Origin of the sequence: Stenotrophomonas geniculata ATCC 19374 = JCM 13324 (genome assembly GCF_001431625.1) — a bacterium.
In the GTDB taxonomy this organism is placed as follows: domain Bacteria; phylum Pseudomonadota; class Gammaproteobacteria; order Xanthomonadales; family Xanthomonadaceae; genus Stenotrophomonas; species Stenotrophomonas geniculata.
In genome coordinates, this window is the sequence record NZ_LLXT01000093.1 from 1 (window position 1) to 20,083 (window position 20,083).

23 protein-coding genes are annotated in these 20,083 nt (G+C 66.7%); 6 read left to right on the forward strand and 17 right to left on the reverse strand.

The genetic code is table 11. The annotated features are described in order from the left end of the window. Positions 1 to 143: 143 nt before the first annotated feature. The 3 genes from ARC63_RS07960 to rlmE form a co-directional block, all read right to left on the reverse strand. Positions 144 to 329, reverse strand: a complete 186-nt coding sequence (locus tag ARC63_RS07960) for a hypothetical protein (protein ID WP_005416039.1) — start codon at positions 327 to 329, stop codon at positions 144 to 146. A gap of 102 nt (positions 330 to 431) precedes the next feature. After that, positions 432 to 2,366 (reverse strand): ATP-dependent zinc metalloprotease FtsH, encoded by a 1,935-nt coding sequence (gene ftsH / locus ARC63_RS07965; RefSeq protein WP_057502978.1) that lies wholly within the window; start codon positions 2,364 to 2,366, stop codon positions 432 to 434. A gap of 69 nt (positions 2,367 to 2,435) precedes the next feature. Then, positions 2,436 to 3,068, reverse strand: a complete 633-nt coding sequence (gene rlmE, locus ARC63_RS07970; protein ID WP_005409014.1) for a 23S rRNA (uridine(2552)-2'-O)-methyltransferase RlmE — start codon at positions 3,066 to 3,068, stop codon at positions 2,436 to 2,438. 65 nt (positions 3,069 to 3,133) lie between these two features. Here rlmE and yhbY point away from each other — a divergent pair, with 65 nt between their 5' ends. Both yhbY and ARC63_RS07980 read left to right on the forward strand, forming a co-directional pair. Continuing rightward, positions 3,134 to 3,439, forward strand: coding sequence for a ribosome assembly RNA-binding protein YhbY (gene yhbY, locus ARC63_RS07975; RefSeq protein ID WP_004152868.1), 306 nt, complete (start codon positions 3,134 to 3,136; stop codon positions 3,437 to 3,439). Positions 3,440 to 3,452: 13 nt separating this feature from the next. Next, the gene (locus tag ARC63_RS07980) at positions 3,453 to 3,827 is read left to right on the forward strand and encodes an Mth938-like domain-containing protein (protein WP_010485970.1); all 375 of its coding nucleotides are present in this window, start codon (positions 3,453 to 3,455) and stop codon (positions 3,825 to 3,827) included. 138 nt (positions 3,828 to 3,965) lie between these two features. On the opposite strand, the gene ARC63_RS07985 is transcribed toward ARC63_RS07980, so the two are convergent. The 4 genes from ARC63_RS07985 to surE are packed head-to-tail and all read right to left on the reverse strand — an operon-like array spanning position 3,966 to position 6,834. After that, positions 3,966 to 4,751: a peptidoglycan DD-metalloendopeptidase family protein gene (locus ARC63_RS07985; RefSeq protein WP_057502979.1), complete on the reverse strand. Its 786-nt coding sequence runs from the start codon at positions 4,749 to 4,751 to the stop codon at positions 3,966 to 3,968. Further along, positions 4,748 to 5,362 carry a YqaA family protein gene (locus ARC63_RS07990; RefSeq protein WP_043402113.1) on the reverse strand — a complete coding sequence of 205 codons (615 nt, stop codon included), beginning with the start codon at positions 5,360 to 5,362 and terminating at the stop codon, positions 4,748 to 4,750. Before ARC63_RS07990 ends, ARC63_RS07985 begins: the two co-directional genes overlap by 4 nt. A gap of 18 nt (positions 5,363 to 5,380) precedes the next feature. Continuing rightward, complete coding sequence (locus ARC63_RS07995; protein WP_010485977.1) at positions 5,381 to 6,058, reverse strand: protein-L-isoaspartate(D-aspartate) O-methyltransferase; 678 nt, start codon at positions 6,056 to 6,058, stop codon at positions 5,381 to 5,383. After that, positions 6,055 to 6,834, reverse strand: a complete 780-nt coding sequence (gene surE, locus ARC63_RS08000; RefSeq protein ID WP_010485979.1) for a 5'/3'-nucleotidase SurE — start codon at positions 6,832 to 6,834, stop codon at positions 6,055 to 6,057. The genes ARC63_RS07995 and surE overlap by 4 nt, the downstream gene beginning before the upstream one ends. Before the next feature lie 209 nt (positions 6,835 to 7,043). Between surE and ARC63_RS08005 the strand changes: the two genes are divergently transcribed. Further along, a complete protein-coding gene (locus ARC63_RS08005; RefSeq protein WP_049435943.1) occupies positions 7,044 to 7,583 on the forward strand; it encodes a Smr/MutS family protein in 540 nt (179 codons plus the stop codon). 99 nt (positions 7,584 to 7,682) lie between these two features. Here ARC63_RS08005 and truD read toward each other — a convergent pair whose 3' ends face one another. From truD to ARC63_RS08055, 10 genes are all read right to left on the reverse strand, one after another. After that, positions 7,683 to 8,714, reverse strand: a complete 1,032-nt coding sequence (gene truD, locus ARC63_RS08010; RefSeq protein WP_057502980.1) for a tRNA pseudouridine(13) synthase TruD — start codon at positions 8,712 to 8,714, stop codon at positions 7,683 to 7,685. Continuing rightward, positions 8,711 to 9,208 carry a 2-C-methyl-D-erythritol 2,4-cyclodiphosphate synthase gene (gene ispF, locus ARC63_RS08015; protein ID WP_043402123.1) on the reverse strand — a complete coding sequence of 166 codons (498 nt, stop codon included), beginning with the start codon at positions 9,206 to 9,208 and terminating at the stop codon, positions 8,711 to 8,713. The genes truD and ispF overlap by 4 nt, the downstream gene beginning before the upstream one ends. A 34-nt stretch (positions 9,209 to 9,242) precedes the next feature. Next, positions 9,243 to 9,941: a 2-C-methyl-D-erythritol 4-phosphate cytidylyltransferase gene (gene ispD, locus ARC63_RS08020; RefSeq protein ID WP_057502981.1), complete on the reverse strand. Its 699-nt coding sequence runs from the start codon at positions 9,939 to 9,941 to the stop codon at positions 9,243 to 9,245. After that, a complete protein-coding gene (gene ftsB, locus ARC63_RS08025; protein ID WP_057502982.1) occupies positions 9,938 to 10,291 on the reverse strand; it encodes a cell division protein FtsB in 354 nt (117 codons plus the stop codon). The genes ispD and ftsB overlap by 4 nt, the downstream gene beginning before the upstream one ends. A 4-nt stretch (positions 10,292 to 10,295) precedes the next feature. Next, a complete protein-coding gene (gene eno / locus ARC63_RS08030; RefSeq protein ID WP_057502983.1) occupies positions 10,296 to 11,588 on the reverse strand; it encodes a phosphopyruvate hydratase in 1,293 nt (430 codons plus the stop codon). Between the two features lie 96 nt (positions 11,589 to 11,684). After that, positions 11,685 to 12,014 (reverse strand): hypothetical protein, encoded by a 330-nt coding sequence (locus tag ARC63_RS08035; protein WP_057502984.1) that lies wholly within the window; start codon positions 12,012 to 12,014, stop codon positions 11,685 to 11,687. After that, on the reverse strand, positions 12,014 to 12,361 hold the full coding sequence (locus tag ARC63_RS08040; RefSeq protein ID WP_057502985.1) for a hypothetical protein: 348 nt from the start codon (positions 12,359 to 12,361) through the stop codon (positions 12,014 to 12,016). The genes ARC63_RS08035 and ARC63_RS08040 overlap by 1 nt, the downstream gene beginning before the upstream one ends. After that, a complete protein-coding gene (kdsA, locus tag ARC63_RS08045; RefSeq protein WP_010485995.1) occupies positions 12,358 to 13,188 on the reverse strand; it encodes a 3-deoxy-8-phosphooctulonate synthase in 831 nt (276 codons plus the stop codon). The genes ARC63_RS08040 and kdsA overlap by 4 nt, the downstream gene beginning before the upstream one ends. 89 nt (positions 13,189 to 13,277) lie before the next feature. Further along, complete coding sequence (gene pyrG / locus ARC63_RS08050; RefSeq protein WP_019338186.1) at positions 13,278 to 14,942, reverse strand: CTP synthase; 1,665 nt, start codon at positions 14,940 to 14,942, stop codon at positions 13,278 to 13,280. Positions 14,943 to 15,342: 400 nt separating this feature from the next. Continuing rightward, positions 15,343 to 15,576, reverse strand: a complete 234-nt coding sequence (locus ARC63_RS08055) for a hypothetical protein (protein ID WP_057502986.1) — start codon at positions 15,574 to 15,576, stop codon at positions 15,343 to 15,345. A 172-nt stretch (positions 15,577 to 15,748) separates the two neighbouring features. On the opposite strand from ARC63_RS08055, the gene parE reads away from it, so the two are divergent. The 3 genes from parE (at position 15,749) to ARC63_RS08070 (ending at position 19,976) form a co-directional block, all read left to right on the forward strand. Beyond that, positions 15,749 to 17,638, forward strand: coding sequence for a DNA topoisomerase IV subunit B (gene parE, locus ARC63_RS08060; protein ID WP_019338185.1), 1,890 nt, complete (start codon positions 15,749 to 15,751; stop codon positions 17,636 to 17,638). A 153-nt stretch (positions 17,639 to 17,791) separates the two neighbouring features. Beyond that, positions 17,792 to 18,370, forward strand: coding sequence for a GNAT family N-acetyltransferase (locus ARC63_RS08065; RefSeq protein WP_057502987.1), 579 nt, complete (start codon positions 17,792 to 17,794; stop codon positions 18,368 to 18,370). 109 nt (positions 18,371 to 18,479) lie between these two features. After that, the gene (locus tag ARC63_RS08070; protein ID WP_057502988.1) at positions 18,480 to 19,976 is read left to right on the forward strand and encodes a S10 family peptidase; all 1,497 of its coding nucleotides are present in this window, start codon (positions 18,480 to 18,482) and stop codon (positions 19,974 to 19,976) included. Positions 19,977 to 20,083 lie beyond the last annotated feature (107 nt).

Below are 20,083 nucleotides of genomic sequence, written 5' to 3' on the forward strand. Positions count from 1 at the left end.
TCCATCAACACAGTTGCTCCATGGACGGATTTACGGCGTCCCCGCACTCCGACACCGCCCCGCCAAACCACGGAATGCACGCTGTTGCTGTTGCTGTTGCTCTGGCTCGTAGCAGGTGCAGGGCGCAGCCCTGCCAACACCCCTCAACGGCGGCGGCGCTTGCGATCCACGTACAGGGTCCTGGCGATGCTCAGCACGATGCCAACGGCGATACCCACCACGCAGCCCAGCAGCAGATTGTCGGCCCCCAGGCCCACACCCACGCCGACCACGGTGGCGATGACCATTTCGGCGGTGTGGGAAATCGGTTCGGGCTTCGGGGCGGACATGCGGGCTCCAGCGTCAGTTCGGTTCTTCGGAATGGGCCGGTAGCCCGGAAACGACGAAGCCGGGTTGCCCCGGCCTCGTCTGGTGTCACGCGTAGCGGGCCGTCAGTGCGATTCGGCCGGGCCCGCGATCGGCGGCAGCGGGCGGGCGTCGCCGCCCTTGTCGTTGCCACCATCCTTGTTCGACTTGCTCCAGCCGGCCGGCGGCGGCGGATCGCGGCCTTCCATGATGGCGTCGATCTGCGGCGCGTCGATGGTCTCGTACTGCAGCAGCAGCTGGGACATCGCGTGCAACTTGTCCAGGTTGGCCGTCATCAGCTCGGTGGTGCGCGCGTAGGCTTCGTCGAGGATCTTGCGCACTTCCTCATCGATGCGGCGCGCGGTGTCGTTGGACACGCTCTTGTGCTGGGTGACCGAACGGCCCAGGAACACCTCGTCATCCTCTTCGCCATAGGCGATCGGGCCGAGCTGGTCGGACAGGCCCCACTTGGTGACCATGTTGCGAGCCATCTTGGTGGCGCGTTCGATGTCGTTGGAAGCGCCCGTGGTGACCTTGTCGGCACCGAAGATCAGCTCCTCGGCGACGCGGCCACCATACAGCGAGCACAGCTGCGACTTGATCGCCACGCGGTTCATCGAATACTTGTCGCCTTCCGGCAGGTACATGGTCACACCCAGCGCACGGCCGCGCGGAATGATGGTGACCTTGTAGACCGGGTCGTGCTCGGGCACCAGGCGGCCGACGATGGCGTGACCGGCCTCGTGGTAGGCGGTGAGCGTCTTCTCTTCTTCGCTCATGGCCATCGAGCGGCGCTCGGCACCCATCAGGATCTTGTCGCGGGCACGGTCGAAGTGGTCCATGCGGACTTCCTTCTCGTTGCCACGCGCAGCGAACAGGGCGGCCTCGTTGCAGAGGTTGGCCAGGTCGGCGCCGGAGAAGCCCGGGGTACCGCGCGCGATCACCATCGGCTCGACATCGTCGGCCAGGGGCAGCTTGCGCATGTGGACCTTCAGGATGTGCTCGCGGCCCTTCACGTCCGGCAGGCCGACCACGACCTGGCGGTCGAAACGGCCCGGGCGCAGCAGCGCCGGGTCCAGCACGTCCGGACGGTTGGTCGCGGCGATCACGATCACGCCTTCGCCGCCTTCAAACCCGTCCATCTCGACCAGCAGCTGGTTCAGGGTCTGCTCGCGCTCGTCGTGACCGCCGCCCAGGCCGGCGCCACGGTGGCGACCGACGGCGTCGATTTCGTCGATGAAGATGATGCACGGCGCGTGCTTCTTGGCCTGCTCGAACATGTCGCGCACGCGGCTGGCGCCGACGCCGACGAACATTTCAACGAAGTCCGAACCGGAGATCGAGAAGAACGGCACCTTGGCTTCGCCGGCGATGGCCTTGGCCAGCAGCGTCTTGCCGGTACCCGGCGGGCCCACCATCAGCACGCCGCGCGGAATCTTGCCGCCCAGCTTGGTGAACTTGGACGGGTCGCGCAGGAAGTCGACCAGTTCACCCACTTCTTCCTTGGCCTCGTCGCAGCCGGCGACGTCGGCGAAGGTGACCTTGATCTGGTCTTCGCCCTGCAGCTTGGCGCGCGACTTGCCAAAGGACATCGCGCCCTTGGCACCGCCGCCCCCGCCCTGCATCTGGCGCATGATGAACAACCAGAAGCCGATGATCAGGATGACCGGCAGGAAATTCATCAGGATCGCGCCGAGGGAAATGCCGCTGGACGGCTCCTCCTGCACGATCTCCACGTTCTTGGTGCGCAGCACGTTGATCAGGTCACGATCGAACGGCGCGGTGATGGTGGACGACTGCCCACCGCGGGTGGTGTAGGTCAGCTGGCTGGTGCCGCCGCGCATGTCGCCGCCGAAGGCGACCTTCTGCACGTTGCCGCTGTCCACCTGGTCCAGGAACTGCGAATACGACGCGCCCTGCGCCCCGGCCCCGGAGGACTTGGGCGAGAAGCTCTGGAAGACCACCATCAGCACGACGGCGACGACCACCCATAGCAGGAGGTTCTTGGTCAAGTCGTTCATCCTCATTGGCTCCGGTGTTCCTCTCAGTGCTGGCGTTGCGTTGGGGTCGAACTTGCGTACGTTGCGAGCTTACTTCATGTGGGCGCGTTTTCCCTGACCCAAGGCATACACCTCGGGAGAGCGCTTGCGCGAGGCTTCCGGCTTGCGGATGGAGACTTTGTCGTACCGGCGGCGCATGTCGCGCACGTAGTCGTCAAAGCCCTCGCCCTGGAACAGCTTGATCAGGAATGCCCCACCGGTTTTCAGGTGGTTGTCGGCAAAATCCAGGGCCAGCTCCGCCAGGTGCATCATCCGCGGCTGGTCGACCGCGCCCACACCACTCTTATTGGGGGCCATGTCCGACAGCACAAGGTCTACCGGCTGATCCCCGAGCATGGCTTCAAACTGTGATAGAACGGCTTCTTCCCTGAAGTCACCATGAAGGAACTCGACGCCGGCCAGCGGCGGCATGTCCAGGATGTCCAGGGCCAGCACGCGGCCGGTGTCGCCGATCTGTCTCCGAACCTGCTGAGACCAGCCGCCCGGGGCCGCGCCGAGGTCGACCACCACCATGTGCGGCTTCAGCAACCGGTCACGTTCCAGCAGCTCTTCGAGCTTGTAGGCGGCGCGCGAACGCATGCCTTCGGCCTGGGCCTTCTTCACGAAGGGGTCGGAGAAGTGTTCCTTGAGCCAGCGCTGGCTGCTTTTGCTGCGGGTAGCCATTGAAAATAGGGGCTGATGGGGTCCTCATGATACCCTGATCGCCCCATTCAACCGTGTTTTCCTGCATGTCCATCGCCCTGACCGCTTCCCAGACCCGTTTCCTGCGCGGCCAAGCCCACGACCTGAAGGCCCTGCTGCAGACCGGCGGCAAGGGTGTGACCCCGGCCTTCATCGCTGAGCTGAACGAAGTGCTGGAGCGCCACGAGCTGGTCAAGGTGAAGGTCGCTGCCGAAGACCGCGACGCCCGTGACGTGATGATCGGCGAGATCGTCGAAGCCACCGAAAGCGCGCTGGTGCAGCGCATCGGCCACGTCGCCGTGCTGTACCGCCCGAGCAAGGAACAGCGACAGATCGTGCTGCCGCGCGGCTGATCGCCCTACTGCCATGCAGCTGAACCACGAACCGCCGGATTACGCCTACAGCCTGCGCGCCGCCGATGGCCGCTCGGCCCGGGTCAACGAACTGGTGCTGGGCAGCAGCTTCTTCCTGACCCCGGACCAGCTGGTCGAGCGCTGGCCGGTGAAGCAGGCCACCGAACTGCAGCTGGCCGACCTGGAGCCGATCCTGGCGCTGAACCCGGCGCTGATCGTGCTCGGCACCGGTGACCGCCAGGTGTTCCCGCCGGCGGTGGTGATGGCCGCCTGCCTGTCACGCGGCATCGGCCTGGAAGTGATGAACAATCCGGCCGCCGCGCGCACCTTCAACATCCTGGCCGGCGAAGGCCGCAAGGTCGCCGCCGCCTTCATTCTCGAAGGCTGACGTGGCGTCGCCGGGCATGGCCCGGCGGTGCCCTGGATCACACCTACTCTGTAGCGCCCGAGCCCATGCTCGGGCGGCGCCGCGTCGCGGCGCGGAAAGCCGCCGGGCGTGACCCGGCGCTACCCGATCACACGGTGATCAGCGTGCCGGCAGATACTGCTGCGGGTCGACCGGCTTGCCGTTGTAGCGAATCTCGAAGTGGACCATGTCGCGGTTCGCACCGGTGCGGCCCATTTCGGCGATCTGCTCGCCAGCCTTCACGCTCTGCCCTTCATTGACCAGGCGCTTGCGGTTGTGACCATAGGCGGACAGCCACTGGTCGCTGTGCTTGATGATGATCAGTTCGCCGTAGCCGACCAGGCCGGCACCGGAGTACACCACCACGCCGTTGGCGGTTGCCTTGACCGGCTGGCCGCTGGTGCCGGCGATGTCTACGCCCTGCCTGGTCGCGTCACCGGCCACGTAGCGGCCGACGATCGCGCCATCGGCTGGCCAGCGCCAGGCGATGTTGCTCTTGACCGGCCCGACCGGCGCCTGCGCCGGCGCGGTGCTGCCGCCACTGCTGCCAGCCGAACGCGGCGGGGTGACCACCGTGGTCGGCGCACGGCCGCTGGTGGCCCCCTGCGGATACAGGCGGATCACCTGGCCGGGGTAGATGGTCGACGGGTTGTCCAGACGATTCCAGGCAATCAGGTCGGCCGGGGTGATGTCATGGATGCGGGCCAGCGCATAGATGGTGTCGCCCTTGCGCACCACCACGGTCTGCCCGGGCTTGGGCACCGAGGTCTTCGGCGTGGTCACACCACTACCGGTGCTGCCACCACCCGGGCGGACCACGGTGGCGGTGCCGCAGGCGGCCAGGGTGGAAACCAGCAACGCCAGCGCGCCGATGCGCACTCCCTTGCTCTGACGATCAGGACTCATGCGAACTTCGACCTCCATACAAGCCAGGCGATCAGCACCACCACCAGCGCGGTGGCGATCCAGCCCAGCGGTTCAATCCAGCGACGCAGTGCCGCTTCGGCACGCGCACCACCGATACGGATGACCGCAGCCAGCACGAACACGCGCTTGCCGCGACCGATCAGCATGCTCAGCAGGTACTGCGGCATCGGTACGCCGACGATACCCGATGCCCACGTGAAGACCTTCATCGGGATGGGCATGAAGCCGCCCAGCACCAGGAAGGTGAACACCGCCCAGGGCGACTCGGCCATCTTCGCCTGCACGGTGATGATGCCCTGCTCGATCGCCGGCAGCATGCCCAGCGCTTCGAACAGCGGCTTGATCGCCTCGAAGGCGTAATGACCCAGTGCATAGCCAACCAGCGCGCCGACCATCGAGCCGGCCAGGCTGAGGGTGGCGAACCACCAGCCGCGCTTGGGTTGGGCCACGCACATCGGTGCCAGCATCACCTCCGGCATCACCGGGAAGATGATCGCCTCGAAGAAGCTCAACACCGTCAGGTAGGTCGGCGCGCGCTCGTGCGCCGCCCACTTCATCGCCCGCTCGTACAGCGGCCCGAAAATCTTCATGCAACCCTGCTCCGTGGATTAGTCGAGCATGCCAGACAGCAGCGGCACGAACGTGACCGGCGCCAACACGTGTTGTTCGATGCTGCCGTCGGCCTTGCGGTCCAGCTGTACCAGCGACTGCGCCCCTGGGCCACCGACCGGCGCCACCAGGCGGCCGCCCTCGGCGAGCTGCTCGATCAAGGCGTCGACCAGTGCCGGCGCCGCCGCAGTGACCACGATGGCGTCGAACGGACCGTGCTCGGCCCAACCGACGCGGCCGTCGTCATGCTTGGTGCGGATGTTCATGCCCAGCGCACGGAAGCGCTTGCGCGCCTGGCGCAGCAGGTCACCGATGCGCTCCACGGTGTAGACCTCCAGGCCCAGCGCACCGAGGATGGCAGCCTGGTAACCGGATCCGGTGCCGACTTCCAGCACCCGCTTCGGCGCGACCTGGAGCACCGCCTCGGTCATCCGCGCGACCACCCAGGGTTGCGAGATGGTCTGGCCGTGGCCGATCGGCAGCGCGGTGTCTTCATACGCACGCGAGGCCAGTGCCTCGTCGATGAACAGATGGCGCGGCACCACCCGGATCGCGTTCAAGGTCGGCTCGTCGACGATGCCGGCTTCGCGCAGGCGATCGACCAGTCGGTCACGCACGCGCTGCGAGGTCATGCCGATACCGACGGCTTCCGGTTGCAGGCGCAGGCGTGGGCTCATGCCGGCTGGTCCAGCGCCGCACTGAGGCCGCCAACCCAGCTGGCCACCTTCTCCAGTGCCTGGTAGCGGGTCAGGTCGACCTGGATCGGAGTGATCGAGATGTGGCCGGTGCGCACCGCATGGAAGTCGGTGCCGGGACCGGAGTCCTGCTCACGACCGGCCGGGCCGATCCAGTACACCTCGTTGCCGCGCGGGTCCTTCTGCGCGATGCAGCCTTCTGCGCGATGGCGGTTACCGAGGCGCGTGACCTCGAAGCCCTTGACCTCGCTCCACGGCAGATCCGGCACGTTGACGTTGAGGATGGTGTCAGCCGGCAACGGATCGGCCTTGAGCCGGGCCACGATCTCCACTGCGGCGCGCGCGGCGGTTTCGAAGTGCTTCGGATCGTGGTTGCGGGTGACCAGCGAGACCGCCACCGCCGGCAGGCCGAGGAAGCGGCCTTCCATCGCCGCCGAGACGGTGCCGGAATAGATCACGTCATCGCCGAGGTTGGCGGCGTTGTTGATGCCGGACACGACAATGTCGGGTTCGAACTCAAGCAGCCCGGTCAGCGCAAGGTGCACGCAGTCGGTCGGGGTGCCGGCCACCGAGACGGTGTAATGGTCGATGCGCTTGAGGCGGATCGGCAGGTCCAGGGTCAGCGAGTTGCTGGCGCCGGAGCGATCGCGGTCGGGGGCGACCACCGTGACTTCGTGTCCGGCCTCGCGCAGCACCGAAGCAAGCATCCGGATGCCTGCGGCGTCGACGCCATCGTCGTTACTGACCAGGATTCGCATCTTCGATTTAACCGCTTGATTTTCCAAGAATTCGATTCCATCACCGTGCAGTGTGGGCGGGACCGTCGTACTCCCCTGCGGAAGCCGTCGACCCTGCAAGGGCATCGTCTATTGTGCCGCATGCGAGCCGCCGGTCCTACCCTGCCGGCGGTCACGGCCGACATCGAACCGTCATAGGCAGACCTGCGCCGGCGGTTTACCCTGTGCGCATGTCGCACCCTGAAGACGAAGATCCGGCCGCATTGTTCCGTGCGGCCATCGGCGAAGTGACGCCGCTGCGCAAGGATGCCGAGCCGGCACCGGCTGCGCCCCGGCCGAAGCCGCGCGCGCGCATGGCCGAACGTGACGAGGCCGAAGCCGCCGGCGAGTTCGCCCGGCTGCTGCGCGACAGCACGCCGCTGGAAGCCGGCGACGTGGCCAGCTATCGCCGCGACAACCTGCCACCGCGCCTGTTCCAGCGCCTCAAGCGTGGCCAGTATTCGGTGCAGGACGAGCTGGACCTGCATGGTGCCACCGCCGCGCAGGCGGAGACGCTGCTGCGCCAGTTCCTGCTGGAAGCGCATGCACACGACTATGGCTGCGTGCGCATCATCCACGGCAAGGGCCTGCAGTCCGATGGCGGTGCGCCGGTGCTGAAGAACCTGGTTGATCGCCTGCTGCGGCTGCGCAACGACGTGCTGGCCTTCCATTCGGCGCCGACCGGACAAGGCGGCACCGGCGCGGTACTGGTGCTGCTGGCACGGCGGTGAGGTAACGCATCCACGCATGGCGTGGATCTACTGTGGTGAGCGGAGGAAAGTAGATCCACGCCATGCGTGGATGCTCTTCGCCTCCGTCCCCTTTTTCTGTCAGGCCTGCGAGGCGTCTTCGACGGGGCCGAGCTCGTGCAGCACGGCGGTGGCGTAGCAGCCCGGCGGCAGCGCGAACGACAGCTCCAGTACGTCATCGGCCAGCCATTGGTGCTGCAGCAGCGCCGGGCGCAGGCGCAGCGCGCGGCGCTCCTGCTTCAGGCGCGCGTCTTCCAGGCCGGCCCGCAGTGCCTTCGACTCATCGTCGTCCAGCGCGGCCAGCTCCAGCTCGCGTGCCGCATCGGTGCTGCGCAGCTCGCCTTCGCCCCACAGCGGCGCGCTGGGATGGATGTCGAAACGCGCCAGGCGCTCGGCCAGCACGTCGGTGTACGGCTCGGGTCCGAACACGCTGCGGCTGCCATCGAGCATCCACACTTCGCCCTCCAGCGGCTGATCCCAGTTGCCCTGCTCCACGCGCGCGGCCAGCACGCGGTTGAACAGCGCCGAACGCGCGGCCGACAGCAGCAGCGAACGCTGATCCTTGCGCATGCGGCGGCCACCGAACATCGCCAGTGCCGCCGGTACGTTGCCGCCGTCGCGGCCAAAGCGCTGCTCGCCGAACCAGTTCGGCAGGCCGCGCTCGGCAACCTGCTGCAGGCGTTCGCTGATCGCTGCGGCATCGCCCTGCACTTCACGCAACACCAGCTTGAAACGGTTGCCGGCCAGTGCGCCACGCTGCAGCTTGCGGTTATGCCAAGTCGCTTCAAGCACTTCGATCTCATCACTGGCCAACTCGGCCAGGTCCGGCGCAATGCGCTTGGGCAGGTGCACGCTGAAACGCTGGGTGGTGACCGCGTGACGATCCTTCATGCCGGCGTAGCTGACCGCCATTTCCGGCAGGCCGGCCCACTTGGCCAGCACCTTGGCCACATGCACGGTGTTGGCGCCGCGCTTGCGGATGTGCAGCAACAGGTGCTCGCCTTCACCGCTGGCCTCGAAGGCCGGCAGTTCGTCCACCTGGAAATCGTCCGGCGTGGTGCGGATGCGCGCTGTGAGCAATGGCGCACCGAATGCAAGCGGCAGGGGAATCATGCGGCCACCAGCAGCACCACGGCCTGCGCGGCGATGCCTTCACCACGGCCGGTGAAGCCCAGCTTTTCCGAGGTGGTGGCCTTGACGCTGACCGCATCCAGCGGCAACTGCAGCAGCTCGCCGATGCGCTCACGCATGGCCAGCGCATGCGGGCCAACCTTGGGCCGCTCGCAGATCACGGTGATGTCGGTGTTGCCGACACGCCAGCCACGCTCGCGCAGCAGGCTGTCGCAGTGGCGCACGAAATCACTGCTGTCGGCGCCCTTCCAGCGGCTGTCGCTTGGCGGGAAATGCTGGCCGATGTCACCCAGCGCCAGTGCGCCCAGCATCGCGTCGCACAGAGCGTGCAGGATCACGTCGCCGTCGCTGTGTGCGAGCACGCCGCAGCTGTGCGGTACGTTCACGCCACCGAGCATGATGTGATCGCCTTCACCGAAGGCATGGACGTCATAGCCCTGGCCGATGCGGACGGGCGGGAAAGGTGCGGTGCTCATGGATGCAACCCTTGCAGCAGGGCCGCGCGGGCAATCAGCTGGCGCGGCGGGAAAGTACGAATTCGAACCGGTCCAGATCGGCCGGGGTGGTGACCTTGAAGTTGTCCTCGCTGCCTTCCACCAGCAGCGGGCGCTGGCCCTGGCGCTCCATGGCCATGGCCTCGTCGGTGACTTCAACACCGGCGGCGGCAGCTTCGGACAGCGCGCGGCTGAGCTGATGGCGACGGAACAGCTGCGGGGTCAGTGCGCGCCACAGGCGCTCGCGCGGCTCGGTGCCGTCGATGCCACCGTCGTCACCCGCACGCTTGAGCGTGTCGCGCACCGGGGCGGCCAGGATCGCGCCAACCGGGTCGGCACGGCCGACTTCAAGCAGGCGGCCGAGATCGGCCAGGGACAGGTTCGGTCGGGCTGCGTCATGCACCAGCACGAACTCATCAGCACGCACCGTCTCCGGCAGCGCCTGCAGGCCAGCCAGCACCGAAGCGGCACGGGTCGCGCCACCGATGCAGGTCAGCACCGGCTTGCCCGCCCACTCGTTCCAACCGGGCCAGTCGGCGTCGTCCTGGCCGATCACCACCATCGCCCCGGCCACGGCCGGGTGCGCCAGCAGGGCGTCCAGGGTATGGGCAAGCAGGATCTGCCCACCTGCCTGCAGGTACTGCTTGGGCAACGGCGCGCCGAAGCGGGTGCCACGCCCAGCAGCCGGAACCACGACCCAGATGGCCGCACTCATGGCACGTCCGCCGGGTGCTCGCCGGCCTGCGCGCTGACGCTCGCCGCAGGCTGCGCCGGATGCACCGGCGCATCCTCGACCACGCGGTAGAACTTTTCGCCAGGCTTGATCATGCCCAGCTCGCTTCGCGCGCGTTCCTCGATGGCGGACTGGCCTTCCTTGAGGTCCTTCACTTCGGCAGCCAGCGCATCATTGCGCTGCTGCAGGCCCTCATTGTCCCGCTCCTGGTTGGCGACCTGGGCTTCGAGCATCATCACTTCACCCGAATTGCCCGGACCGAACCAGAAGCGGTACTGCAGCCAGCCCAGCAGCAGGGCCAGCACCAGCAGCATCCAGCGCCAGTCGCGCATCGGCTCAGCGCTTCAGCGAAACGAACGCGTCACGACCGGCGTAACGCGCGCCGGCGCCGAGGGCTTCCTCGATGCGCAGCAGCTGGTTGTACTTGGCCACGCGATCGCTGCGGCACAGCGAGCCGGTCTTGATCTGGGTGGCGGTGGTGGCCACGGCGATGTCGGCGATGGTGGTGTCTTCGGTTTCGCCCGAACGGTGCGAGACCACGGCGGCATAGCCGGCGCGATCGGCCATGGCGATCGCTTCCAGGGTTTCGCTCAGGGTACCGATCTGGTTGACCTTGATCAGGATCGCGTTGGCGGTGCCCGAGTCGATGCCTTCCTGGAAGATCTTCGGGTTGGTCACGAACAGGTCGTCGCCGACCAGCTGCACCTTCTTGCCGATGCGGTCGGTCAGCAGCTTCCAGCCGGCCCAGTCGTTCTCGGCCAGGCCATCTTCAATGGTGATGATCGGGTACTGCGCGGCCCAGTCGGCGAGGAAGTCGACGAACTGCTCGGAGGTCAGGCGCTTGTTCTCGCCGACCAGGTTGTACTTGCCGTTCTCGAAGAACTCGCTGGAAGCCACGTCCAGGCCCAGCAGCACGTCTTCACCGGCGGTGTAGCCGGCCTTGCCGATCGCTTCGAGGATGGTGTCCAGCGCTTCGACGTTGCTGCGGAAGTCCGGCGCGAAGCCGCCTTCGTCGCCGACCGCCGTGCTCAGGCCGTGGCCCTTCAGCACCGACTTCAGCGAATGGAAGATTTCGGTACCGGCGCGCAGCGCTTCGGAGAACGAGGTGAAGCCGACCGGCAGCACCATGAACTCCTGGAAGTCGACGTTGTTGTCGGCATGCGCACCGCCGTTGATGATGTTCATCATCGGCACCGGCAGCGACGGGCTCACGCCGGTCTTGGCGGCCAGATACTGCCACAGTGCCTGCTTGCTCGATGCGGCGGCGGCGTGCGCGGCGGCCATCGAAACACCCAGCAGTGCGTTGGCGCCCAGGCGGCCCTTGTTCTCGGTGCCATCGAGGTCGATCAGGCGACGGTCGAGGCCGGCCTGGTCGGTGGCCTCGACGCCCTTCAGCGCGGCGGCAATCGTGGTGTTGACGTTGTCGACGGCCTTGCGCACGCCCTTGCCCAGGTAACGGGTCTTGTCGCCGTCACGCAGCTCGACCGCTTCCTTGGTGCCGGTCGAGGCGCCGGAGGGAACCGCGGCACGACCGAACGAACCGTCCTCCAGGATGACTTCGGCTTCCAGCGTGGGGTTGCCACGGCTGTCGAGGATTTCACGGGCGTGGATGCTGCGGATCGTACTCATGGTCGGGCCGGTTACCTGTCTGGAGAGGGGGCGACAAAACGAATGCCGCGTGATTATCCCCGGCTGCCCGCCACTTGCCAAATGGCGCAGGCGGCTTCAGCCCCAGCTGGACCCGATCACGATCAGGACCATCGATACCAGCATCACCAGCAACGCACCAGCAATCGCCGCCAGGATGGGGCCACGCCGCCGTCGCCAAGCCAGCACCATCGCCACCGGACTGCCCAGGAAGGACAGCGCCATCGTGACCAGCGCGCCCAGCAACCACCACTGCGTGGCCTGCACGCCGTTGTCTCCATCCCCCGGCGGCCGGAAACCCGCGGTGAAGGCCAGCACGCCCACCACCAGCGCGATCCAGGTCAACACGGACAGCCCCAGGGCGATCAGGCCCCAGGGCCAGCCGCGCGCCGATGTGGTCGTATTCATCAAAGCAATCCGTAGAACAGGGCGCCCAGCCACAGCGAGAGCAGGATGATCGCCAGCCCAGCGGCCACCTTGCCGCGATTCAGCCGCCAGGCCAGCACAGCGGCAGTGATGCAGCCTACGGCCGCCACCAACTCCGCGACCATCAGCGCAATGAAGTACGCGCGCAGATTGAGCGCGCTGCCACCATCACCCGGTGGCCGCACGGATGCGGCGCCGATCAGCACCAGCCCGAACATGCCCACGGTGAACAGCACGGCCAGGGCCAGTGCGATCAAGCCCCACGGCCACTGCTTCCAGTGCCGGCGGCGGCGCTGGGATTCCAGCGCCAGCCACGGGTCACGACTCACGCGAAGCGCGAGAAGCCGTGCTTCTTGGTCACCGCGTCGAGCTCCATCAGGGTCTCGAGCAGCGCTTCCATCTGGTCCAGCGGCCATGCATTGGGGCCATCGGACAGGGCCTTGGACGGGTCTGGATGGGTCTCGGCGAACAGGCCGGAGATGCCCACCGCCACGGCGGCACGGGCCAGCACTGGCACGTGCTCACGCTGGCCACCGGAACTGGTGCCCTGCCCACCCGGCAGCTGCACCGAATGGGTGGCGTCGAACACCACCGGGCAACCGGTCTCGCGCATCACCGCCAGCGAACGCATGTCGCTGACCAGGTTGTTGTAGCCGAAGCTGGCACCGCGCTCGCAGACCATGATCTGCTCGTTGCCGGTGGCCTTGGCCTTCTCCACGACAGGCTTCATGTCCCACGGCGCCAGGAACTGGCCCTTCTTGATGTTGACCGGCTTGCCGGCCGAGCACACCTTGCGGATGAAGTCGGTCTGGCGGACCAGGAACGCCGGGGTCTGCAGCACGTCCACCACCGAGGCCACTTCGTCCATCGGGGTGTACTCATGGACGTCGGTCAGCACCGGCACGCCGATCTGCTTCTTGACCTCGGCCAGGACCTTCAGGCCTTCTTCCATGCCCGGGCCGCGGAAGGCGGTGCCCGAGGTGCGGTTGGCCTTGTCGAAGCTGGACTTGAAGATGAAGTTCACCCCGAGCTTGTCGGTGATCTCCTTCAGCTTGCCGGCGGTATCCAGCTGCAGCTGCATCGACTCGATCACGCAGGGGCCGGCGATCAGGAACAGGGGCTGGTCCAGCCCGACCTCGAATCCACACAGTTTCATGGCGTTTCCTTGTTGTCCGCAGCACCGGACGGGCCGGTGCGCTGGGGGTTGAAGCATGCAGGATGGGGGCCGAAGCCCCCATTCACAAGTCAGGCGCGCGCTTCGGAAAGCAGCTTGCCGCCGGCCTTGCGCTCGCGCGCGGCACGGATGAAACCGATGAACAGCGGATGGCCGTCACGCGGCGTGGACAGGAATTCCGGGTGCGCCTGGCAGGCCAGGAACCACGGGTGCGCATCGCGCGGCAGCTCAACCACTTCCACCAGGGTGTCGTCCATCGACTTGCCGGCGATCACCAGGCCGGCGTCTTCCAGCTGGGTGCGGTAACGGTTGTTGAACTCGTAACGGTGGCGGTGGCGCTCGGCGACCACGTCCTTGCCGTACAGCTCGCGGGCCAGCGTGCCCGGCTTCAGGCGCTGCTCCTGCAGGCCCAGGCGCATGGTGCCACCCAGGTCGCTCTTGTCGTCACGCTTCTCGACATCGCCGGTGGCGGTACGCCATTCGGTGATCAGGCCGATCACCGGGTTCGGCGACTGGCGGTCGTTCTCGGTGCTGTTGGCGCCCTCCAGGCCGACCACGTTGCGCGCGTAATCGACCACGGCCGCCTGCATGCCGTAGCAGATGCCGAAGTACGGCACGTGCTGCTCGCGGGCGAACTTCGAAGTCTGCACCTTGCCTTCGAAACCACGGTCACCGAAGCCACCCGGCACCAGGATGCCGTCAACATCGGCCAGTGCGGCCATGTCGGTGCCTTCCAGGTCCTGTGCTTCCAGCCACTTCAGGTTGACCTTGGTGCGCTGGCGCAGGCCGCCATGCTTGAGTGCTTCACCGACCGACTTGTAGGCGTCCTGATGGTCCACGTACTTGCCGACTACGGCGATGGTCACTTCGTCCAACGGGTGCAGGGTGGCGTCGACCGCGTCTTCCCACATCGACAGATCGACCGGACCGGCCTTGTCGGCCAGCTTCAGCTGGTTGACCACGATTTCGTCCAGGCCCTGCGCGTGCAGGCCCGACGGAATGCGGTACAGCACGTCCACGTCCGGCACGCTGATCACCGCGCGCTCGGAAACGTTGGTGAACTGGGCGATCTTGCGGCGCTCCGAATCCGGCACCGCCTGCTCGGAGCGGCACAGCAGCACGTCCGGCTGGATGCCGATCGAGCGCAGTTCCTTCACCGAGTGCTGGGTCGGCTTGGTCTTCAGCTCACCGGCGGCGCCGATGTACGGCACCAGGGTGAGGTGCATGAACAGCGCCTTCTCCGGGCCACGCTCGGTGCGCACCTGGCGGATCGCCTCCAGGAACGGAAGCGACTCGATGTCGCCGACGGTACCGCCGATCTCGACCAGCGCCACGTCGTAGCCTTCGGTGGCTTCGTCGATGCAACGGCGGATTTCATCGGTGATGTGCGGAATGACCTGCACGGTCGCGCCCAGGTAGTCGCCGCGGCGCTCCTTGCGGATCACGTTCTCGTAGATGCGGCCGGTGGTGACCGAGTTCTTGCGGCTCAGGCGGGTGCGCACGAAGCGCTCGTAGTGGCCCAGGTCGAGGTCGGTCTCGGCGCCGTCGTCGGTGACGTAGACCTCACCGTGCTGGAACGGGCTCATGGTGCCCGGGTCGACGTTGATGTACGGGTCGAGCTTCATCATCGTGACCTTCAGGCCACGGGCTTCGAGAATGGCGGCCAGTGACGCAGCGGCAATGCCTTTGCCGAGCGAGGACACCACGCCGCCGGTTACGAAAATCAAGGGAGTCATGGCTGCAAGCATCCTGTCTGGAAATGGAAAACGGCAGCACCACGCGCACCCCGAGGGCGGGCATGGAGCTTGAAGGGGGTTTTCCGGTTCGCTGGGGCAGCGAGGGAGGTGCTGGGCCGTGCGGCGGCAGGCGCCGGACGGGGACCACCCTGCGAGGTCGGGGCGGCCGTGCCGGTCATATCGACCGTCACCTGCGACCCGCATTGCTGGCGACCACGCATGGTCGTGCCAGCCCATTCGCAAAGGGTGGACACGCACTTACTCCCGGAAAGCCGTAGTTTACAGATTGATGGCCGCCAACCCAAGAGGCAGTTGCGGCCATCACCCAAAAGAAACGCCCCGCTGGGCGGGGCGTCGGGGGGCGAATCCCTTGCGGCAAGGGCTTCAGAGGGCGGAAGGATTACTTCTTCTTCCTCGCCTCTTCTTCCTCTTCCTGCTGCGGGGCCGGCTGGCCCTGCGCCTTCATTTCGGCATTGGCCTGGGCGCGGCGCTTGGCCTTGGCATCGGCTTCGGCCTGTGCCTTGTCGGCCTGGTCACCCTGCTGCGGGGCCGGCTGGCCGGCGTTCTGCGCCATCACCAGCGGCACCGCAACGGCGGCAGCGGCCAGGATCGCAATGGTCAGCAACTTCTTCATGAGGTCCTCCTCGCGGTACGGCTTGGATGTTTCGACCCAACGGGGGTCGCCGGCGTTCAGATTCCAGCGGCTGCCATTTTACCCCCTCTGCGTCGCCGAGACTGAACCGCAGGCGTGCAAAATCCCGTGCCAGACCCCACACTTGCCCGTCGCTCCAAGCTTTCGAAGACAGATGAACGCCCGTTATAACGCCGCCGATATTGAAGTCCTGTCCGGCCTTGACCCGGTCAAGCGCCGTCCCGGCATGTATACCGACACCGCGCGCCCGAACCACCTGGCGCAGGAAGTGATCGACAACTCGGTGGACGAGGCCCTCGCCGGCCACGCCCGCTCGATCGAGATCACCCTGTACAAGGACGGCAGCGTGGAGGTCAGCGATGACGGCCGCGGCATGCCGGTGGACATCCATCCGGAAGAGAAGATCCCGGGCGTCGAGCTGATCCTCACCCGCCTGCACGCCGGCGGCAAGTTCAGCAACAACAACTACACTTTCTCCGGCGGCCTGCACGGCGTCGGCGTCAGCGTGGTCAACGCGCTGTCGACCCTGGTGGAAGTGCACATCAAGCGCGAAGGTGCCGAACACCGCATCACCTTCCGCAACGGCGACCGTGCCACCCCGCTGGAAGTGGTCGGCAGCGTCGGCAAGAAGAACACCGGTACCCGCGTGCGCTTCTGGCCCGACCCGAAGTACTTCGACACGCCCAAGTTCGCGGTGCGCGCGCTCAAGCACCTGCTGCGCGCCAAGGCCGTGCTGTGCCCGGGCCTGACCGTGAAGCTGACCGACGAAGCCACCGGTGAAGTCGATACCTGGTACTACGAAGACGGCCTGCGCGATTACCTGAAGCTGGAACTGGGCGATCGCGAGATGCTGCCGGCCGAGCTGTTCGTCGGCAACCTGAAGAAGGACACCGAAATTGTTGACTGGGCCGTGGCCTGGCTGCCGGAAGGCGAGCTGGTGCAGGAAAGCTACGTCAACCTGATTCCCACTGCCCAGCACGGCACCCACGTCAACGGCCTGCGTACCGGCCTGACCGAGGCGCTGCGCGAGTTCTGCGACTTCCGCAACCTGCTGCCGCGTGGCGTCAAGCTGGCCCCGGAAGACGTGTGGGACCGCGTGTCGTTCGTGCTGTCGCTGAAGATGACCGACCCGCAGTTCAGCGGCCAGACCAAGGAACGCCTGTCCTCGCGCCAGGCTGCTGGCTTCATCGAAGGCGCCGCCCACGATGCCTTCAGCCTGCTGCTGAACCAGAACGTGGAACTGGGCGAGAAGATCGCCCAGATCGCCATCGAACGCGCCAGTGCGCGCCTGAAGACCGAAAAGCTGGTCGTCCGCAAGAAGGTCACCCAAGGCCCGGCCCTGCCCGGCAAACTGGCCGACTGCATCAGCCAGGACCTGTCGCGCACCGAGCTGTTCCTGGTGGAGGGTGACTCGGCAGGCGGCAGCGCCAAGCAGGCGCGCGACAAGGACTTCCAGGCGATCCTGCCGCTGCGCGGCAAGATCCTCAATACCTGGGAAGTGTCCTCCAACAGCGTGCTGGCGTCGGAAGAAGTGCACAACCTGGCCGTGGCCATCGGCTGCGACCCGGGCAAGGACGACATTGCCGGCCTGCGCTATGGCAAGGTCATCATCCTGGCCGACGCGGACTCGGACGGCCTGCACATCGCTACCCTGCTCACCGCGCTGTTCCTCAAGCACTTCCCGGCGCTGGTCGATGCCGGCCACGTGTTCGTGGCCATGCCGCCGCTGTTCCGCATCGACGTGGGCAAGCAGGTGTTCTACGCCCTGGACGAGGAAGAAAAGCGCTCGATGCTGGACAAGATCGAACGCGAGAAGATCAAGGGTGCGATCAACGTCACCCGCTTCAAGGGCCTCGGCGAGATGAATCCGCCACAGCTGCGCGAGTCGACCATCCACCCCGACACCCGCCGCCTGGTGCAGCTGACCGTGGACGACGGCGAGCAGACCCGCTCGCTGATGGACATGCTGCTGGCCAAGAAGCGTGCATCCGACCGCAAGGGCTGGCTGGAGTCGAAGGGCGACCTGGCTTCGCTGGAAGTCTGACTCCCGCAGCCCTCCTGTAGAGCCGAGCCCACGCTCGGCTGCATTCCGCGCCGTGCCGGGCAGCCGAGCATCGGCTCGGCTCTACAGAGATCCCGCCCCCATCGGCAAACCCGGCAGCGCCATAATGCGCGCCCATCCGCGTGGATCATCGTATTGGCCAGCCACTCGCTGCTGTTCCCGGGCCTGCCGCTGCACAGCGCACGCCTGGTCCTGAGCCCGATCCGCCGCGACGATGCGGCCGCCCTGTTCGCGATCCAGTCCGATCCGGACGTGATGCGGTTCTGGAACCACCCGGCGTGGACACGACCGGCCGAGGCGCGTGCGCAGATCGACGATGACCTGGCCGCACAGGCCACCGGCACCCAGCTCAAGCTGGCCGTGCGCGAAACGCTGGACGGACCGTTGCTGGGCATCTGCGTGGTGTTCGCCCTGGACCGCGATGCCGCACGTGCCGAGATCGGCTACCTGCTGGCCCCCGACAGGCAGGGCCAGGGCTACATGCACGAAGCGCTTCAGCACCTGCTGGACTACCTGTTCCAGACCCTGCACCTGCATCGCGTGGAAGCCGAAGTCGACCCGCGCAACCGGCCCTCGGCACACGTGCTTGAACGGCTGGGCTTTCACCTGGAGGGCGTGCTGCGGCAGCGTTGGCGCATCCAGGGCGAACTGTCCGATTCGGTGGTATATGGCCTGCTGGCCGACGACGACGTGCGCACTCCTCTGCCCGCTTGACCCAATCTGGCCAGTGGCGGCCTCGACGCGCGGCCATGCCTTTGGACACATACGGCATGCCCGCCACCGGCCTAGCATCGGAACCCCCTTCCGCTGCCAATCCGGTGCCATGAAGTCCCTGCTGCATACTGCCGCGCTCTGCGTCGGCCTGCTCATCGCCCCTGCAAGCGTGCTGGCCGCGCCTGACGCCGAGGCCAAGGCCGATCCGAAAGACGACAAGACCGAAGCGACTGCGCTGCCCGCCGATGCCTCGGCCCGCCAGAGCATGCGCCTGGCGGGCCGCACCCTGGACTACACCGCCACCGTCGGTACCCTGCCGGTGCGTGATGCGAAAGGCAAGGTGATCGCCGATGTGGTGTTCACCGCCTATACGATGCCGGGCAAGGACCGGCCGGTGACCTTCGCGCTCAACGGCGGCCCGGGTGCATCGTCGGTCTACCTCAACATGGGCGCAATCGGACCCAAGGTGGTCACCTTTGGTTCGGAGGGTGACAGCGCCTCGGCACCCGCCACCCTGCACGACAACCCCGGCACCTGGCTGGACTTCACCGATCTGGTGTTCATCGATCCGGTCGGCACCGGCTTCAGCCGCGCGCGCATCGGCGATGACGAAGCGAAGAAGCAGCTGTACAACCCCGGCGCTGACATCGAATACCTGTCGCGCTCGATCTACGACTGGCTGCTGCGCAACCAGCGCATGGGCGCACGCAAGTACCTGACCGGCGAGAGCTACGGTGGCTACCGTGGCCCCCGCATCACCCACTTCCTGCAGACCCGGCTGGGCGTGGCGATGAACGGCCTGGTGCTGGTCTCGCCCTACCTGAGCCCGACCCTGGAAGACAACGCCGATGTCTCGCCGATGGCGTGGATGCAGACGCTGCCGTCGATCGCTGCAGCGCACCTGGAGCGCCAGGGCAAGCTGACGGATGCAGCGATGCGTGACGTGGTGGAGTACACCCGTGGCGACTACGCCACCGCGCTGATGAAGGGCCGCAGCGACCCGCAGGCGACCGAGGCGATGCTGCACCGGGTAACCGAGCTGACCGGGCTGGACCCGCAGTTCGTGCGCCGCGCCGGTGGCCGCCTGGAGACGCAGGCCTATCTGCGTGAGGTGTTCCGCGACAAGGGTACGCTGGGCAGCCGCTACGACTCGAACGTGACCGCGTTCGATCCGTTCCCGAATGATCCGGAGCAGCGCGCCAATGATCCGCTGCTGGACAGCATCATTGCACCGACCACCACGGCGATGGTCGACTTCGTGACGCGCGTGGTCGGCTGGAAGGTGGATGCGCGCTACCAGGCGCTGAATTACGACGTGAACCGGCTGTGGGACCGCAACGGCGAGCTGCGCCAAGGCGCGGTGACCCAGCTGCGCCAGGCGGTGGCGATCGACCCGCACCTCCAGGTGCTGATCGTGCATGGCTGGAACGACCTGTCGTGCCCGTTCATGGGGTCGATCCTGACGGTGGACCAGATGCCGGCGATGGGCAGCAATCCGGACCGGGTGCAGGTGCGTAGTTATCCGGGTGGGCACATGTTCTACAGCCGGGCCGACAGCCAGGCGGCGTTCCGCAAGGATGTGCAGGCGCTGTTCCAGCGTAATTGAGGGGTTCGGCCGGGCCTGCGGCCCGGCACCCGCCGAATCAACGGCAACGGCAAAAGCGGGCTTTCCGTGGTTGGGCGGGGTGGGGCCGGTTGCGGGGGACGCCGTAA